Here is a 16,591-nt window from a genome sequence, read left to right on the forward strand (position 1 = left end):
TCAGGGAGGCGGGGGGTCGCCGTCGTCGGGGGGCGGGTCGGCCGCGTCGGTCTGGGCGGGCAGCAGCGGGGACAGGGCCAGCTCCACCGGCTGCGCGTCGGCCGGGGCCGCGTCCACCGCCCGCACCTGCTCGCGGGCCGCCAGCGCGTCCAGCGCCGCCCGGTCCCCCCGCACGAGCAGCGCCACCACGCACGCGCACCCCGGATCGGCCAGCGCGCGGGCCTCGGCTGCCGCGATCGCGGCGGGGCGGCCGGTGAGGCGCGCGGCCTCGTCCGCCGCGGCGGCGGCGGCCCGGGACCGGGCCAGGTCGATCGTGCCCAGGCCCTCGAAGCGCAGCGCCGTCTGCACGCGCTCGACGGGGACGCGGAACACCGCCGACACCGGGCCCGTCCCGTCGACGGCGGCCAGGGCGGCCGGGCCGGTCTGCTCGGTCCGGAACTGCACCAGCGCGTACGCGGGCGCCCCCGGGGGAGGCAGCGCGGCGGGCAGCCGCGCGAGGTAGTCGGCGACCGGCTCCCCCGCCTCGGGACCCAGCCGCACCGACCCCGGCGTCGGGCCGGGCGTCGCGGGCTCGAACCGCGATCCCGCGTACCAGGCCGTCAGCAGCGCGACGACCACGCACCCGGCCAGGACGGCGAGGCGGCGGTTCACTCGCGCAGCAGGTCCAGGGCGCGGGCGAGGTCGGCCGGGTACGGGCTGACGTACTCGACCCACCGCCCGTCGCCGGGGTGCTCGAAGCCCAGCGCGTGCGCGTGCAGCCACTGCCGCTCCAGCTGCAGCCGCTTGGCGAGCGTGGGGTCGGCCCCGTAGGCGAGGTCGCCGACGCAGGGGTGGCGCAGCGCGGACAGGTGCACGCGGATCTGGTGGGTGCGCCCGGTCTCCAGGCGCACGTCGAGCAGCGACGCGGCGCGGAACGCCTCGATGGTGTCGTAGTGCGTGACGCTCGGCTTGCCCCCGGCGACGACGGCGAACCGGTAGTCGTGCTTGGGGTGGCGGTCGATCGGGGCGTCGATGGTGCCGCTGCTCGGATCCGGGTGCCCCTGCGCGACGGCGTGGTAGCGCTTGGACACCGTGCGCTCCTTGAACGCCCGCTTCATCACGGTGTACGCGTGCTCCGAGGTGGCGACGACCATCACGCCGGTGGTGCCGACGTCGAGGCGGTGCACGATCCCCTGCCGCTCCTCCGACCCCGACGTCGAGACGCGGTAGCCGAGCGCGGCCAGCCCGCCGACCACGGTCGGCCCGGTCCAGCCCGGGCTGGGGTGCGCGGCGACGCCGACCGGCTTGTCGACCACGACGATCTCGTCGTCGGCGTGCAGCACCGTCAGCCCGTTGACGACCTCGGGCGGCGCGGAGATCGTCGTGGGCGCCTCGGGCTCGGGCAGCGTGACCTGCAGCCAGGACCCGGCGATCAGCCGGTCGGACTTGCCCGCGGCCCGCCCGTCGACCTCGACCCGGCCGTCCTCGGCCAACCCGGCGACGACGGTGCGCGACATCCCGAGCAGGCGCGCGAGCCCGGCGTCGACGCGCATCCCGTCGAGGCCGTCGGGGACGGGGAGGCTGCGGAGGTCACTCACCCGCGTTCTCCTGCTTCTTCGACGGCGTGCGGGTGCCGTCGAGCTCCCGGCCCAGCAGCGCGAGCACGACGAGCAGCGCACCGCCGCAGACGATCGAGGAGTCGGCGAGGTTGAACACCGGGAAGACGCGGCCGTCGGGGGCGAACGGCGACACGAGGTCGACGACGTGGCCCTGCAGCGGCCCGGGGGCCCGGAAGATCCGGTCGACGAGGTTGCCGAGCGCGCCGCCCAGGATCAGCCCGAGCGCGACGGCCCAGCCCGTGGAGCGCAGCTTGCGCGCCACCCGGATGATCACGACGACGACCCCGAGCGCGATCAGCGACAGCACCCACGTGTAGCCGGTGGCCAGCGAGAACGCGGCGCCCGGGTTGCGCACGAGCTGCAGGTTGATCAGACCGCCGAGCAGCTCGACGGGCTCGCGGCCCTCCAGCAGCGCCACGCCGACCACCTTGGTGGCGATGTCGGCGGCCAGGATCAGGACCGCGATCAGGGCGAGCAGCCGGACTCGGGGGGCGGTTGCGGGGTCACTCACACCGGCCATCATCCCTCAACGCGGGGTGCTGCCGCGCCAGCGGGCCAGGCGCCCGCCGGCGTCGACGGCCCGGATGCGCTCCTCGGCCGCGTGCCGGGCCCCCGAGGTGGCGACGACGAGCAGCTGGTCGCGCTCGCGCAGCCGGGTCTCGCCGTTCGGGGTGAAGGCCTCCTCGTCGCGCACGACGAGGCTGACGGTGGCCCCCGTCGGCAGCCGCAGCTCGCTCAGGTAGACCCCGCGCAGCCGCGACCCGACCGGCACGCGGACCTGGATGAGATCGGCGCCCAGCTGGTCGAGCGGGGCGGCGTCGACCTCGATGTCCTGCGTCTCGACGGTCTGGGTGACGCCGAGCAGCCGGGCGACGACGGGCAGCGTGGTGCCCTGCAGCAGCGTCAGCACCACCACCAGCACGAACACGACGTCGACGAGCCTCCCCGCGCCCGGGGCGCCCTCCGTCAGCGCGATGAGGGCGAGCACGATCGGCACCGCCCCGCGCAGCCCCGACCACGACAGGAACGCCTGCTCCCGCCACGGGACCCGGAACGGGGTGGCGGCCGCCAGCACCGACAGCGGACGCGCCGCCACCAGCAGCACGAGCCCGGCGATCAGGGCGGGGACGAGGGCGTCGAGCAGGCGCGACGGCGTCGCGTACAGCCCCAGCAGCACGAACAGCCCGATCTGGGCGAGCCAGCCGGTGCCCTCCGCGAAGGACTGCACCCCGCCGCGGTGGGGCAGCTCGGAGTTGCCGAGCACGAGGGCGCAGACGTAGGTGGCGAGCAGGCCGGACGCGTGCGCGAACTGCCCGGTGGAGTAGGCGAGCACGCAGACGGCGATCGCGGCGAGCGGGTACAGGCCCGTCGAGGGCAGGGCGGCCCGGCGCAGGGCCCACGCCCCGCCGAGCCCGAGCAGCACCCCGATCGCGGCCCCGGCGCCCAGCTCGTAGACGACGAGGACCGGAGTCAGCCAGGTGATCGGGTCCCCGGCGGCGAGCAGGAGCACGGCGAGCACGACCGGGGCGTCGTTCATGCCGGACTCCAGCTCCAGCGCCCCGGCCAGGCGTCGGGAGACCCCGACGCCGCGCAGCACGCTGAACACCGCGGCCGCGTCCGTCGACGACAGCACCGCGCCCCAGAGGAACGCGGTGCGCCACTCCAGGTCGAGCAGCACGTGCAGCGCCACCCCGACCACGCCGATGCTGACGACCACCGCCACCGTCGACAGCGCGATCCCGACGCCGAGCGAGGGCTTCACCGCGTCCCAGCGGGTGGTCAGACCGCCCTCGACGAGGATGAGCACGAGCGCGGCGAGCCCGATCGACTCCGTCAGCAGCGCGTCGGAGAACTCGATGCCCAGCACGGACTCGCCGAGCAGCACCCCGATGCCGAGGTAGAGCAGCAGCGACGGCAGGCCCACCCGCACGGAGATCCGCACGGCCAGCACGCCGATGAGCACGACCGCGGCCGCGATGCCGAGAAGGATCTCCAGATCGGGCATATCACCTCCGCTGGAGCCGACTCTAACCGGGCGCGTCCCAGGTGAGCGTGGCGGCGTGCCGCGGGCGGGGCGGGGTGGCGGCGAGCGCGGCCGCCACGTCGGGCTCCCGGTCGGCGGGCAGGCACAGCCGGCGCGTGACCCATCCGGGGTCCTGCTTCGGCGGGGTCCGCCGCTCCCAGCGCCGCACGCGCGGGGTGATGCCGAGCTCGCGGAGCACGGCGACGGCGTCGTCGGTGGTGGCGGGCGGCGGCCGGTGCAGGTCGTGGAAGGCGACCCACAGGCCGTCGAGCCAGGCCATCGGGTGCTCGGCGAGCATCTCGACGACCACCCCGCGGCGGGCGGCGGCGGTGAGCGCGAGCAGGAAGGGCGGCAGGTCGACGACGTTGTGCAGCACGTGGTGGCTCACCACGACGTCGGCGGTGCCGGCCTCGGCGGCGACGTCGGGCCAGCGGCCGTGGACCGTGCGGAACGGGACGCCGCGGGCCGTCGCGGTCGCGGCGAAGGTCTCCAGCATGTCGGCCTGCTGGTCGTTCGCGGTGATGTGGGAGACGGCGCCGGCGAGGGCCAGGGACGCGTCACCGCCGCCCGCCCCGACGTCCAGCACGGTGCCGCCCGCGCCGAGCAGCTCCAGGCCGGCGTCGCGGGACGGGGTGTCGGTCGGCACCTCCGGCGCGACGAAGTACGACGGATCGTGCACCCAGGGCGGGGCGGGGGCCTGCGCGAGGATCTCCGGCGGGATCCCGCGCCCCTCCTGCAGCTCCGCCCACCGCCGCGCCGCACTCCCCATGCGGCCCACCCTAGGAACGACCCGTCCCCCCGGCGAGCCCACCACCCACCCCCGCGAGTTTGCCGCCCACCCCCGGCGAGTTTGCCGTCCAGATCCGGCGAGTTTGCCGCTCCCGCTCGGCGAGTTTGCCGCTCCCGCTCGGCGAGTTTGCCGACCAGAGCCGGCGAGTCGGCCGACCGGGCCCGGCGAGGTGGCCGACCAGGCCCGGCGAGTTTGCCGCCCGCCCCCGGCGAGTCGGCAGACCGGACCCGGCGAGGTGGCCGGTCCGACCACATCCGGGCGCCGCCCACCGGGCGGGGACGGCCAACTCGCCGGGTGGGGGCGGCAAACTCGCCGGGCGGGGACCGCAAACTCGCCGGGGGCGGGCGGCAAACTCGCCGGGAGGGGGTGGGGGTGCGCGTCAGGTGCGCGTCAGGTGCACCGTCAGGGGGACGGTCGTGTTGTCGGGGCCGGTCACCGTGCCGGTCAGGGTCGGGTCCGTGACCGCCTCGTACCGGACGGAGGTGGCCAGCACCTCCCCCGCCACGAACGCCTGGTGGGCGCGCACGGCGTCGAGCACCGGGAGGTCGGCGTCGAGGACGAGCGCGATCCGGTCGGACACCTCGAGCCCGGCGTCGCGACGGGCCTGCTGCACCACCCGCACGACGTCGCGGGCGGTGCCCTCGGCCGCCAGCTCCGGGGTGACCGCGGTGTCGAGCACCACGAGCCCCGTCGAGCCGGGGAGCGCGAGCGTCTCCTCGGGGTCGGCGGCCACCAGCTTCTCCGTGAACTCCCCGTCGAGCAGCGTGATGCCGCCCGCGGTCACGGTGCCGTCGGCCGCCTGCTCCCACTCCCCCGCCTTGACCGCGCGGATCACCTTCTGGGTGTCGCCACCCAGGCGCGGGCCGCAGGCGCGGGCGTTGACGGCGATCTCGAAGCGGCCGTGGGCGGCGACGTCGGTCGTCAGCACCACGTCCTTGACGTTGACCTCGTCCCGCAGGACGTCGGCGAACGGCTCGAGCGCCGACGCGTCGGCCGCGGCCACCGTCAGGCGGGCCAGCGGCAGGCGCACCCGCAGCTTGCGGGCCTTGCGCAGCGACAGCGCGGACGACGCCACCTGCCGCACCCGGTCCATGGCCGTGACCAGTGCGTCGTCGTGCGGGAGCTCCCCGGACGCCGGCCAGTCGGTCAGGTGCACCGACCGTCCACCGGTGAGCCCCTGCCAGATCCGCTCGGTCGTGAGCGGCAGCAGCGGCGCCGCGACGCGCGCGGTCACCTCGAGGACGGTGTGCAGGGTGTCGAGCGCGTCGGCGTCGGCGTCCCAGAACCGCTCGCGCGAGCGGCGCACGTACCAGTTGGTGAGCACCTCGGCGTGGTCGCGCACGTGCTCGCACGCCCCGGCGATGTCGTGGACGTCCAGCGCCGCCGTGACCGCGTCGACCAGCGACGCCGTCTTGGCCAGCACGTACCGGTCCAGGACGTGCGTCGAGTCGGTCCGCGTGACCGGGGTGTGGCCGGCCGCGTAGAGCGACAGGAAGTACCACGTGTTCCACAGCGGCAGGATCGCCTGCCGCACGCCCTCGCGGATCCCCTGCTCGGTGACGACGAGGTTGCCGCCGCGCAGGATCGGCGAGGACATGAGGAACCAGCGCATGGCGTCGGAGCCGTCGCGGTCGAACACCTCGGTGACCGCGGGGTAGTTGCCGCGCGACTTGCTCATCTTCGTGCCGTCGTCGCCCAGCACGATCCCGTGCGCGACGCAGTCGCGGAACGCCGGCCGGTCGAACAGCGCCGTGGCCAGCACGTGCAGCGTGTAGAACCAGCCGCGGGTCTGGCCGTTGTACTCGACGATGAAGTCGCCCGGGTAGTGGTGCTCGAACCAGTCGCGGTTCTCGAACGGGTAGTGCACCTGCGCGAACGGCATCGAGCCCGACTCGAACCAGCAGTCGAGCACCTCCGGCACCCGGCGCATGACCGAGCGGCCCGTGGGGTCGTCCGGGTTGGGCCGGGTGAGCTCGTCGACGTAGGGGCGGTGCAGGTCGGTCGGCCGCACGCCGAAGTCGCGCTCCAGCTCGTCGAGGGAGCCGTAGACGTCGCGCCGCGGGTAGGCCGGGTCGTCGGACTCCCACACCGGGATGGGGCTGCCCCAGTACCGGTTGCGGGAGATCGACCAGTCGTGGGCGCCCTCCAGCCACTTGCCGAACTGGCCGTCCTTGACGTGCTCGGGCACCCATGTGATCTGCTGGTTCAGCTCCACCATCCGGTCGCGGAACGCCGTGACCTGCACGAACCACGAGTCGACGGCCCGCTGGATCAGCGGGTTGCCGCAGCGCCAGCAGTGCGGGTACGGGTGGTCGTAGGTCTCGTGGCGCAGCAGGACGCCGTGGACGAAGGACGCCGTGCCGTCGCGGAGGTCACGGATGATCTGCCCGTTGGCGTCGAACACCTGCATCCCGGCGTAGGGCGCGACGCGGGCGTCGAACTCGCCCTTGCTGTCGACGGGGACGACGGCCTCGATCCCCGCCGCGTCCGTGACGACCTTGTCCTCCTCACCGAACGCCGGCGCGATGTGGACGATGCCGGTGCCGTCGTCGGTGGTGACGTAGTCGGCGGCCAGGACGACGTGGGCGTTCTCCCAGCCGGCGAAGAAGTCGAACGGCGGGGTGTAGGACAGGCCGACGAGGTCGGAGCCGCGGTAGGTGCCGAGCAGCTCCGGCTCCTCCCCCAGCTCGCGGGCGTAGGCCGCGACGCGGGCGGCGGCGAGCAGGTAGCGCTCCCCGTTCGCGGACACGAGCGCGTAGTCGACGTCGGAGTTGACCGCCATGGCCAGGTTGGACGGGAGCGTCCACGGGGTCGTCGTCCAGATGAGGGCCAGCGCCCCGTCCAGATCGGACCCGGGAGCCGCGAGCCGGAGCCCGACGGTGACGGCCGGGTCCTGCCGGTCCCGGTAGACGTCGTCCATCTTGGTCTCGGTGGCCGACAGCGGGGTGCCGTCGTGCCAGCAGTACCAGAGCACGCGGAACCCGGAGTAGACGAGACCCTTGTCCCACAGGGTCTTGAAGGCCCACATGACCGATTCCATGTAGTCCAGGTCGAGCGTCTTGTAGTCGTTGTCGAAGTCGACCCAGCGCGCCTGGCGGGTGACGTAGGCCTGCCACTCGTCGGTGTAGCGCAGGACGGACTCGCGGCACGCGGCGTTGAACGCGGCCACGCCCATCTCGTCGATCTCGGACTTGTCCTTGATCCCGAGCTGCTTCTCGGCCTCCACCTCGGCGGGCAGGCCGTGGGTGTCCCACCCGAACCGCCGCTCGACGCGCTTGCCGCGCATCGTGCGGTAGCGCGGCACGACGTCCTTGACGTAGCCGGTGAGCAGGTGCCCGTAGTGCGGGAGGCCGTTGGCGAAGGGCGGGCCGTCGTAGAAGACGAACTCGTTGGCGCCGTTCTCCCCGGCCTCGCGGGCCTCGACCGAGGCGACGAACGTGCCGTCCTTCGCCCAGAAGTCGAGGACCTCGCGCTCCAGCTCGGGGAACGACGGGTGCGGCGGGACGGCGGGGTAGCCGGTCATCGGGGATGCTCCTGGCGGTGTGGTCGCGTGCGGCTCGGAACTGCCTGCACGGGGACGACGTCCCGCCCGGATCGGACGGGCACCGCGGTACCACCCCGCTTGCCGCGCTCGGGGCGCGACCACTCGTGGTCGGCTGTGACGGGCCGTCCCGTCCGGTTCTACTCCGCGCGCCGACCTGCACCGCGCGTTTCTTCCGGAGGCTCCCCGGTGATGGCCGGATCGGTGCCTGTGACCCCAGGGTAGCGCCGGGGCGCCACCGGGTTCTCCGCGACCCCGGGGCGGTCCCTACGGTACGCCGCATGATGACCGTGATCACGAGGGCCGCCGCCGCCGCGGTCCTCGTCCTCGCCGCCTCCTGCTCCTCGACCGGCACCCCGGCCGCCCCCACCGGCGCGGAGCCGACCACGGCCCCCGCCGCGACCGCGTCGGCCGGGGCCCCGCCCGAGGACCGGGCGGCGATCGAGCAGGTGTTCGCCGACTACAACGCCGCCCTGCTCGCCCGCGACTTCGCCGCGAGCTGCGCGCTCACCGCCCCCGAGGCCGTGCAGCAGCTGATCGACGCGGTCGCGGCGCAGGGGGCGCGGGCCGGCACCTGCGAGGAGGCGTTCGCCGCCGTCTACGCCGTGCCGGAGGCGGCCGCCCCCCTCGACTCCGCGGCCCGCACCGCCGAGATCCAGGACGTCGCCGTCGACGGCGACACCGCGTCCGTGACCTTCTCCGGCGAGGCGAACGGCCGGCGCGTGGAGGGTCTGGTCAACCGGATGCAGCGCATCGACGGCCGGTGGCGCCTGCTGGGAAGCTCCTGACCGGCGCCGGTCCGGCCGGGCCCGCCGCCCCGGCCGGACCCGACGGTCGGGATCGGGCCGGGCGGGACGGGTCAGCGCGCGTTGGCCGGGTGGCGTCCGGCGAGCGTGCGGTCGGGGGTGCACCAGCCGCACGGGCTGAACCCGAGCTCCACGGCCTCGCGGGCCGGGAGGGGGATCAGGGCCGCCGCGACGAGCGAGCGGCAGCCCGGGACGTGGTAGCGCGGCTGCTCGTCGATCACGAGGACCTCGTCCTCCAGGCCGGCGACGATCACCGCGACCGCGGGCTCGGGCCGTTCCTCGGGGATCTCGCCGTCCGACGCGGGGGCGGTGTCGGCGGGAGTGCCCGCACCGCCGGTGTCGACGACCACGGTCGCCTCCGCCGGGTTCGACGGCGGCGTGCCGGCGCCGGTGGGGGCGTCGGCCGCTGCGGGAGCACCGGCCCCGGGCGGCGGGACGGCCGCGCCGGGAGCGGAGCCGCCGACGGCGGACGTCGCCGCCGCTGCCGCGGTCGCGCCCGTGCCGAAGCTGGCGTCGGGCGCACCGGAGGCGCCCGCGGCCCGCGTCTCGGCCGGGCTGGTGAACAGCGAGTCGGGATCGGTGCCGGTGGCCGCCGGACCCGTGGTGCCCGACGCCACTCCCGTACCGGGGGCGTCGGCACCGACCGCGGGGGCCACCGTGGTGGCCGACCCGGACCGCTCCGCGTCGTCGCCCGCGGGGGCGTCGGCGGCGGGGGCCTTGGTCAGCGACGGGCCCGCGGACGCCGGCTCGGCCGACCCGGGGGCTCCCGATGCCGCGGCCCCGACCCCGGCTACCGCGGTGGTGGCGGCAGCGGCGTCGACCGCGGAGTCCGGAGCCTCCGCGTCCGGCCCCCCGGCTGCCGACACCGCAGCGTCCGACCCCGCCGTGCCCGACCCCGCCGTGCCCGACGGAGTCGCGACGGTGGCCCCGTCCCCACCCGACGGGCGGTCGGAGTCAGGGGCCGGAGTGGAACGAGCGTCCGTCGCCGTGGTTACGGTGGGTGACGCAGAACCGCTCGATGGTGTGATCGCAGGGGTAGCGCCGGACGGTCCCGACGGAGAGCCGGACGGTTGTACGGCGGGGATCATGACCGTCTGCTGGGCGTCGGCGTCGGGATCGAAGCGGGGGTCGACGGCCCGGGTGGGCCCGTCCACGCCGGATCCCCGGGCCCCCGCGGGACCCGGCAGAGCGGAACCGGAGGGCCGGACCACCGGGATGACCTCGGTGACCGGGTCGATGTCGCCGGCCGTCCCCGGGGACGCGAACGGTCGCGCCGCCCCGTAGGACGGCACGTCCTCCGGCTCGGCGGACCCCGCCCCGGCGCCCGGATCGTCGCCGGCACGGACGGCCGACCTGCGCTGCAGCGTGTCGTAGAGCAGGACCAGGGCGGCGGCGACACTCACGGCCACCGACACCCAGGCCCACATCACGCTGCTCGACAGGAAGCCGACGAGCAGCAGGCCGAAGGCGATCAGGACGAGGATCAGAACCAGCAGCAGCACTCTTCACTCCGGATGCGGCGGCGCGGTCGGACACCGCGCCGCCGTGTAGGTGTACGGGTGCGTCTGGTCAGCTACCCGCGTCGGCGCGCTGACCGTACCCGGTGGCGGCGTAGCCACCGTCCCGCGTGTTCCGACCGTCGGTCGGCGCAGCGGAGCCACGACCCTCCAGGTCCCTGAGCTGGGACTCCAGGTAGGTCTTGAGGCGGGTGCGGTACTCGCGCTCGAAGGTGCGGAGCTCGTCGATCTTCTTCTCGAGCACCGTCTTCTCGCGGGTGATGCTGCCGATGATCTCGTTCTGCTTGCGCTCGGCGTCGCCGACCAGCGTGGCGGCCTTGTCACGCGACTGGCGCTCCAGGGTCTCCGCCCTGGTCCGGGCGTCGTTCAGCATCGTCTCGGCCCGCGCGCGGGCGTCGTTGACGAGGCCGTCGGACTTGGTCCGGGCCTCCGACAGCAGCTGCTCGGACTTGGTCCGGGCGTCGCTGAGCATGGAGTCGGCCTCGGACTTGGCCTCGGCGGTGAGCCGCTCGGCCATCTCCTGGGCCATGGAGAGCACCTTGGCGACCTGTACGTGGTGGTCACCACCCTGGTCGCCGGGTTCGGCCATCTGCGGCGGCGGCGCCGACATGGAGCGCTGGGGCTCCATCGGCGGACGCATCGGCGGCGGCTCCACCTGGCGCTGGATCTGCTGCGTCGGTGGGGACACCGGCGCAGAGACAGCGGCAGGCGGGCGCGACCGCGCCTCCTCCAGGTCGGCCTGTGCGTTCCCGAGTCGCTGCTCGAGCTCCGAGACCTGTTCGCGCAGGTCCTCGTTCTCCTCGATCAGTCGAGCCAACTCGGCCTCGACAAGGTCGAGGAACGCGTCGACCTCGTCCTCGTTGTACCCCCTCTTCCCGATAGGGGGTTTGCTGAACGCGACGTTGTGAACGTCGGCGGGTGTCAGCGGCATCGGATCACCTCATGCAGTCCTCGGCGGCGAAACCGGGTGACTGGGGCTCACTCCGGCTACGGCTGGGCAACGCTCATCAGTATGAACACGACCAGCAGGAGAACCATAATCGACAGGTCCAGTCCTACGCCGCCTATCCGGACGACCGGGATCACTCTCCGCAACAACTTCACGGGCGGATCGGTGGCGGTGAAGATCAGCTCCAGGGCGACGGCACTGGGCCCGGCGGGCACCCACTGACGCGCGAAGCTGCGCACGAGCTCGGCCACGATGCGGCCGATGAGCAGCAGCCAGAAGAAGAACAGCAGGTAGTACAGGACGAACTGGATCGCGAGGGGCACGGCTCAATCCTGGCGGAAGATCCCGCGTTCTGCGAGCTTCCGGGCGTCGTCGGCGGAGACCTCGACGTCGGCGGGTGTGAGCAGGAAGACCCGGTTGGTGACCTTGTCGATCGAGCCGCGCAGCGCGAACGCCAGCCCGGCCGCGAAGTCGACGAGCCGCTTGGCGTCCGCGGCGTCCAGCTCGGTCAGGTTGATGATCACCGGCTGGCCGTCGCGGTAGTGCTCGCCGATCGTCCGGGCTTCCTTGTAGCTGCGCGGCTGCAGCGTCGTGATGCGGTTCAGCGCAGCCGCGCCGCGGTCCCGCTGTTCGGGCACGACCTGCGGAGACGGCGGCACGGGCAGCCGCACGGGCTCGCGCAGCACCGCGTCGGTGTCGATGGCCAGCGCGCCGCGCGTGGCCCCCGCTCCGAGGCCGGAGAGGCCGCTGCGGGAGTCGCGGTCCGGCGTCACCGCGCGGACCGGCCTGCGGTCCCACTCGCGCTCGGCACGGACCGGCTCGGGGCGTGCGGGGGGCTCGTCGTCGTCGGCGTAGGAGAAGCGGTCGTCCCACCGCTCGTCGGCGTAGTCACGACCGCGGCGAGGGGCCGGGTAGCGCTCGGCGGGCTCGTCGGCGTAGTCGGCCAGCTCCTCCGCCGGAACCATCCCGAAGTAGGCCTTGAGCCGGTACATCGCGCTCATCGGCGCTCCAATCGTTGCCACTGCCCCCGACACACCGGAGGCCCGTCCCGACCTCCAGCGATCACCGCGAGGTTATCCGTCTGTCCCCCACAAGGGCCGTTCCGACACGCACCACGTCCGAACCGTGACTTATGGCGACGTCGAGGTCGCCGCTCATGCCCGCCGACAACGTCCTGGCCTGCGGAAACGCCGCCCGGAGCCGGTCCGCGGCGGCGGCGACGGCAGAAAAAGCACGCTCCGTGTCCATGCCGAGCGGCGCGACCGCCATGAGCCCGTCGAGTCGCAGCCCGGCGCACCCGGCGACGTGTTCGGCGAGCGGGAGGAGCCCGTCGAGGGGGGTTCCCCCGCGTCCGGGGTCCCCGTCGACGCTGAACTGGAGCAGTACGGGCAGGGCGTCGGAACGGTCACCGGCGTCCTGCGCGCGCCGGACGGCGGCGTCGAGGGCCGAGGCGAGCCGCTCGGAGTCGACCGACTCCACGCGGTCCGCCCAGCGGACCGCCGCACGGGCCTTGTTCCGCTGCAGTCCGCCGACGAGGTGCCAGCGGGCACCGGGGTGCGTCGCGGCGACCTCGTCGACCTTCGCCCCCGCCTCCTGGACCCGGTTCTCGCCGAACGCGGTCAGCCCGAGGTCCATGAGGATCGTCACATCGGACGCGGGCAGGGTCTTGGTCACGGCGAGCAGCGCGACGTCGTCGGGCGACCGGCCGGCCGCGGCGCACGCGTCGGCGATCCGGGCGCGGACGGCGGCGAGCCGCTCGGCCAGCTCCGCGCGGCGGTCCCCGGTCATGTCGCGTCCAGCCAGGTGATCGCGGCCTGGCGCCCGGTGGGGGCGTCGCGGCGGTGGCTGTAGAGGTCGCGGGTCTCCATCGTGCAGCGCGGGTCGCCGCCGATGCGGGCGACCCCGAGCGCGGTGAGCTGGTGGTAGAGGCCGGCGCGGAGATCGAGCCCCGGCGTGCCCTTCCGGGTCCGGACGGCGCTGCCGGGCAGCGCGGCGTCGACCTCGGCGGCCATCGCGGCCGGCACCTCGTAGCAGCCGCCGCAGACGGCGGGCCCGAGCAGCACCTCGACGTCCCCGGTCCGGGCCCCGAGCGCCACCATCGCCTCGACGACGGCGGGCAGCACGCCCGCCGCGGCCCCGACCCGCCCCGCGTGGGCGGCGCCGACGACCCCGGCACGGGGGTCGGCGAGCAGCACGGGCACGCAGTCGGCGGCGAGCACGGCGATCCCGACGCCCGGCAGCGCGGTGACCGCCGCGTCGGTGCCGGGGACGTCGGGGGCACCGGCGGCCGGCACGGCGTCGACGGTCTCGACGCGCGTGCCGTGGACCTGCTGCAGGTAGACGACCGGCACCCCGAGCTCGCGGGAGACCCGGGCCCGGTTCGCCGCGACGGCGCCCGGGTCGTCGTCGACGCCGGTGGAGAGGTTGAACCGGGCGAACCGGCCCGTCGACCGGCCCCCGGCGCGGGTGGTGACGACGCGGCGCACGCGCGGGGTCACGCCGTCCTCCGACCGCGCACACAGGCCGCGGGGCCCGCGCACAGGTCCGAACCTGTGTGCGAGCCCGCGGAGGTGTGTGCCGGAGGTGTCGTCGCCGGCACCGTCAGCGCTTCATGAACGGCGGCACGTCCACGTCGTCGTCGAGGTCGTCGGCCGGGGCCGACTGCCCGAAGGACGGGACCGGCCGCTCGGCCACCGGCGCGGGCGGCGGCGTGTGCGCGGGGGGCGGGGTGTACGCGGGCGGGGTGTACGCCGGCGGCTCGGGGGCGGGCTCGGTGACCGGCCGGGCCGACTCGGGGCGCCGCGGCTCCGGGAACCCGGACGGCGCGGCGGCAGGCGGGAGCGTCCCGGACTGGTTGGCCCCCCCGTGCCCGTTCCCGTTCGAGGCCCCCTGGTAGGGCGGCGGCGGGGTGCTGCCGTTGGCCGGGGCGGACGGGGTGGCCGGGGCCGGGGCGGTGCTGCCGCTGACGCCCGGCGCGATGACGCCCTTGCCGCCGCCGGTGCCGTACGCGGCCGGGTCGAGCTTCTTGTGCGTCGGGCCGCCCGCCTCGAAGCCCGCGGCGATGACCGTGACCCGGACCTCGTCGCCGAGCGAGTCGTCGATCACCGTGCCGAAGATGATGTTGGCCTCGGGGTGCGCGGCCTCCTGCACCAGCGAGGCGGCCTCGTTGATCTCGAACAGGCCGAGGTCGGAGCCACCCGCGATGGACAGCAGCACGCCCTGGGCGCCGTCCATCGACGCCTCCAGCAGCGGCGAGTTGATCGCCTTGCCCGCCGCCTGCACGGCGCGGCCCTCCCCGCGGGAGGAGCCGATGCCCATCAGGGCGCTGCCCGCCCCGGACATGACGCTCTTGACGTCGGCGAAGTCCAGGTTGATCAGGCCCGGGGTGGTGATCAGGTTCGTGATGCCCTGCACACCGGACAGGAGCACCTCGTCGGCGGAGCGGAACGCGTCCATCAGGCTCACGCCCACGTCGCCCAGCTGCAGCAGGCGGTCGTTGGGGATGACGATGAGCGTGTCGCACTCCTGGCGCATCCCGCCGATCCCCTCCTCCGCCTGGCCCGCGCGACGGCGGCCCTCGAAGGTGAACGGGCGCGTGACGACGCCGATGGTCAGCGCGCCGAGCTTGCGCGCGATCGACGCGACGACGGGCGCGCCGCCGGTGCCGGTGCCGCCGCCCTCCCCCGCCGTGACGAAGACCATGTCGGCCCCCTTGAGGACCTCCTCGATCTCCTCGCGGTGGTCCTCGGCGGCCTTGCGGCCGACCTCGGGGTTGGCGCCCGCGCCGAGCCCGCGGGTCAGCTCGCGACCGATGTCGAGCTTCACGTCGGCGTCGGACATGAGCAGGGCCTGCGCGTCGGTGTTCACCGCGATGAACTCGACGCCCTTGAGGCCGACCTCGATCATGCGGTTGACGGCGTTGACCCCGCCGCCACCGATGCCGACGACCTTGATCACGGCCAGGTAGTTGTGCGGGGGCGTCATGCGCGGTCCCTTTCCTACAAAGTGGGGCCGGGGGATGTTTCCTGATCCGACGGGTCGAACGCTAGGTCGCGCATCGGCAGCGGTCCAGCAGGCGCGCCGCGCGGCGGCAACCCCCCGACCGGGTCCACCTCTGCGTGGTCAGGAGCGCACCGTGGGTAGTGCGGGGCTCGTCACGTCGTAGACGCGGCCGGGCTGGGTCAGCAGGGCGACCAGCACGGAGGCCTTGCGCACGGACTCCTCGGCCGGTCCCCACCGCACCTGGCGGTCCTCGGACAGCCCGAGCGTGACCTGCGGGACACCCCCGCCGATCACGGCGTCGACGGTCGCGACCTGTCCGCGGACGTCCTCGGGCAGGGCGGACAGGACGTCGAGGGCGGCCCGGGTGGACGGGTCGTCCGGGCCCGCGGCGCCGAAGGTGAGCTGCGGCAGCCCCGGGGGGACCGGGGCGGGGTAGACGACGCCGGAGGCGTCGACGGGCATCGGGCCCTGCGGGGTCTGCACGACGGCGACCGCGGTGCGCTCGACGATCACGATCGTGACGGTGTGCGGCCAGCCCCGGCCCACCTCGACCGACCCGATGCCGGGCAGCTGCGCCACCCGCTGGGCGATCCCGGCGGTGTCGACGCCCGCCAGCGGCCCGCCGGGCAGCACCGCGGCCGCGGCGAGCACGTCGGCCTGCGGCACGTCGAGGGCGCCGGAGACCTCCACGCCCTCGACGTCGAACAGGCCCAGGTCGTAGACGACCACGCGCACGCCCACGGCGAGGACGCCCAGGAGCAGCAGCGCGGCGATCCCGGCCGCGACCCGCCTGCGCCGCCGGTGCACCGGCGACGGTTCGGGCCGGGGGCGCGGCGGCCGGTCGTCCCCCGCCGCCTCGGCGTCGCGGGTGCGGGGCCGGCCGTCGGCGCGCGCGGGGCGGCGGCCGGCGCGACCGGCGGGCTCCGGCCCGGTGCGTCCGCCCGCGGGACGGCCCCCCGGCCCGCCCGGCGGCCCTGCGGTCGCCCGGGGTCCGGGCCCCGCCCGTCCGGTCCCCGCCGGACCGGCCACCGGCGGTCCGGTCGGTAGCGGTCCGGTCGGTAGCGGTCCGGTCGGTAGCGGCCCGGCCACCGGCGGCCCGGTCGGCGGCCGCCCGCTCGTCGGCGACCCGGCGGGTCCGGCCGCCGCGGGCCCGGTCCGGGTCCGGCCCGCCACCGGCGGTGCGGTCACCGGCAGCGGCCCGCGCCGACCCACCCGCGGCCCGGGCCCCGGCCGGCCGCTCCCCCGCCTGCTCCTCGGCGGCGCGGCGGGCCACCGCCTCCCCGACCGTCTCCCGCCGCGGGCTCACCGCGGGCCCCCCGCGGCCCGCTCCCGCGTCCCTCCCGGCCGACCGCTCCCGCCCGGGCG

General features: G+C 75.2%; 15 protein-coding genes. 1 reads left to right on the forward strand and 14 read right to left on the reverse strand.

The features are described 5' to 3' along the window. From H6H00_RS27385 to ileS, 6 genes are all read right to left on the reverse strand, one after another. On the reverse strand, nucleotides 1-651 hold the full coding sequence (locus H6H00_RS27385; RefSeq protein WP_185718535.1) for a hypothetical protein: 651 nt from the start codon (nucleotides 649-651) through the stop codon (nucleotides 1-3). Continuing rightward, entirely contained in the window at nucleotides 648-1,532 is an 885-nt protein-coding gene (locus tag H6H00_RS27390) for an RluA family pseudouridine synthase (protein ID WP_185722814.1), read from the reverse strand. The genes H6H00_RS27385 and H6H00_RS27390 overlap by 4 nt, the downstream gene beginning before the upstream one ends. A gap of 37 nt (nucleotides 1,533-1,569) precedes the next feature. Further along, nucleotides 1,570-2,109, reverse strand: coding sequence for a signal peptidase II (lspA, locus tag H6H00_RS27395; protein WP_255425397.1), 540 nt, complete (start codon nucleotides 2,107-2,109; stop codon nucleotides 1,570-1,572). Nucleotides 2,110-2,124: 15 nt separating this feature from the next. After that, nucleotides 2,125-3,603 carry a potassium/proton antiporter gene (locus tag H6H00_RS27400; protein WP_185718537.1) on the reverse strand — a complete coding sequence of 493 codons (1,479 nt, stop codon included), beginning with the start codon at nucleotides 3,601-3,603 and terminating at the stop codon, nucleotides 2,125-2,127. 22 nt (nucleotides 3,604-3,625) lie between these two features. Further along, the gene (locus H6H00_RS27405) at nucleotides 3,626-4,390 is read right to left on the reverse strand and encodes a class I SAM-dependent methyltransferase (RefSeq protein ID WP_185718538.1); all 765 of its coding nucleotides are present in this window, start codon (nucleotides 4,388-4,390) and stop codon (nucleotides 3,626-3,628) included. A 400-nt stretch (nucleotides 4,391-4,790) separates the two neighbouring features. Then, complete coding sequence (ileS, locus tag H6H00_RS27410) at nucleotides 4,791-7,934, reverse strand: isoleucine--tRNA ligase (protein ID WP_185718539.1); 3,144 nt, start codon at nucleotides 7,932-7,934, stop codon at nucleotides 4,791-4,793. A 299-nt stretch (nucleotides 7,935-8,233) separates the two neighbouring features. On the opposite strand from ileS, the gene H6H00_RS27415 reads away from it, so the two are divergent. Then, nucleotides 8,234-8,740 (forward strand): nuclear transport factor 2 family protein, encoded by a 507-nt coding sequence (locus H6H00_RS27415; RefSeq protein ID WP_185718540.1) that lies wholly within the window; start codon nucleotides 8,234-8,236, stop codon nucleotides 8,738-8,740. A gap of 71 nt (nucleotides 8,741-8,811) precedes the next feature. Here H6H00_RS27415 and H6H00_RS27420 read toward each other — a convergent pair whose 3' ends face one another. The 8 genes from H6H00_RS27420 to H6H00_RS32700 form a co-directional block, all read right to left on the reverse strand. After that, on the reverse strand, nucleotides 8,812-10,260 hold the full coding sequence (locus tag H6H00_RS27420; RefSeq protein WP_185718541.1) for a hypothetical protein: 1,449 nt from the start codon (nucleotides 10,258-10,260) through the stop codon (nucleotides 8,812-8,814). Nucleotides 10,261-10,327: 67 nt separating this feature from the next. Beyond that, nucleotides 10,328-11,206 carry a DivIVA-like cell division protein Wag31 gene (wag31, locus tag H6H00_RS27425; protein WP_185718542.1) on the reverse strand — a complete coding sequence of 293 codons (879 nt, stop codon included), beginning with the start codon at nucleotides 11,204-11,206 and terminating at the stop codon, nucleotides 10,328-10,330. A gap of 56 nt (nucleotides 11,207-11,262) precedes the next feature. After that, nucleotides 11,263-11,547, reverse strand: coding sequence for a YggT family protein (locus H6H00_RS27430; protein WP_141277182.1), 285 nt, complete (start codon nucleotides 11,545-11,547; stop codon nucleotides 11,263-11,265). A 3-nt stretch (nucleotides 11,548-11,550) separates the two neighbouring features. Next, the gene (locus tag H6H00_RS27435; RefSeq protein WP_185718543.1) at nucleotides 11,551-12,225 is read right to left on the reverse strand and encodes a cell division protein SepF; all 675 of its coding nucleotides are present in this window, start codon (nucleotides 12,223-12,225) and stop codon (nucleotides 11,551-11,553) included. A gap of 61 nt (nucleotides 12,226-12,286) precedes the next feature. After that, nucleotides 12,287-13,012: a YggS family pyridoxal phosphate-dependent enzyme gene (locus tag H6H00_RS27440; protein ID WP_185718544.1), complete on the reverse strand. Its 726-nt coding sequence runs from the start codon at nucleotides 13,010-13,012 to the stop codon at nucleotides 12,287-12,289. Then, nucleotides 13,009-13,722 (reverse strand): peptidoglycan editing factor PgeF, encoded by a 714-nt coding sequence (gene pgeF / locus H6H00_RS27445; RefSeq protein ID WP_185718545.1) that lies wholly within the window; start codon nucleotides 13,720-13,722, stop codon nucleotides 13,009-13,011. Before pgeF ends, H6H00_RS27440 begins: the two co-directional genes overlap by 4 nt. A gap of 103 nt (nucleotides 13,723-13,825) precedes the next feature. Beyond that, nucleotides 13,826-15,208: a cell division protein FtsZ gene (gene ftsZ, locus H6H00_RS27450; RefSeq protein ID WP_185718546.1), complete on the reverse strand. Its 1,383-nt coding sequence runs from the start codon at nucleotides 15,206-15,208 to the stop codon at nucleotides 13,826-13,828. Between the two features lie 138 nt (nucleotides 15,209-15,346). Continuing rightward, nucleotides 15,347-16,255, reverse strand: coding sequence for a cell division protein FtsQ/DivIB (locus H6H00_RS32700; RefSeq protein ID WP_185718547.1), 909 nt, complete (start codon nucleotides 16,253-16,255; stop codon nucleotides 15,347-15,349). Between the last annotated feature and the right edge of the window lie 336 nt (nucleotides 16,256-16,591).

It is taken from the genome of Pseudonocardia petroleophila (assembly GCF_014235185.1).
Taxonomy (GTDB): Bacteria; Actinomycetota; Actinomycetes; order Mycobacteriales; family Pseudonocardiaceae; genus Pseudonocardia; species Pseudonocardia petroleophila.

Bases quoted from the DNA above. Each gene is read 5' to 3' on its own strand.
- H6H00_RS27390 (WP_185722814.1), bottom strand. From the start codon at position 1,532: ATGCGCGTCGACGCCGGGCTCGCGCGCCTGCTCGGGATGTCGCGCACC.
- H6H00_RS27400 (WP_185718537.1), bottom strand. From the start codon at position 3,603: ATGCCCGATCTGGAGATCCTTCTCGGCATCGCGGCCGCGGTCGTGCTC.
- H6H00_RS27405 (WP_185718538.1), bottom strand. From the start codon at position 4,390: ATGGGGAGTGCGGCGCGGCGGTGGGCGGAGCTGCAGGAGGGGCGCGGG.
- ileS (WP_185718539.1), bottom strand. From the start codon at position 7,934: ATGACCGGCTACCCCGCCGTCCCGCCGCACCCGTCGTTCCCCGAGCTG.
- H6H00_RS27415 (WP_185718540.1), top strand. From the start codon at position 8,234: ATGATGACCGTGATCACGAGGGCCGCCGCCGCCGCGGTCCTCGTCCTC.
- wag31 (WP_185718542.1), bottom strand. From the start codon at position 11,206: ATGCCGCTGACACCCGCCGACGTTCACAACGTCGCGTTCAGCAAACCC.
- H6H00_RS27435 (WP_185718543.1), bottom strand. From the start codon at position 12,225: ATGAGCGCGATGTACCGGCTCAAGGCCTACTTCGGGATGGTTCCGGCG.
- H6H00_RS27440 (WP_185718544.1), bottom strand. From the start codon at position 13,012: ATGACCGGGGACCGCCGCGCGGAGCTGGCCGAGCGGCTCGCCGCCGTC.
- ftsZ (WP_185718546.1), bottom strand. From the start codon at position 15,208: ATGACGCCCCCGCACAACTACCTGGCCGTGATCAAGGTCGTCGGCATC.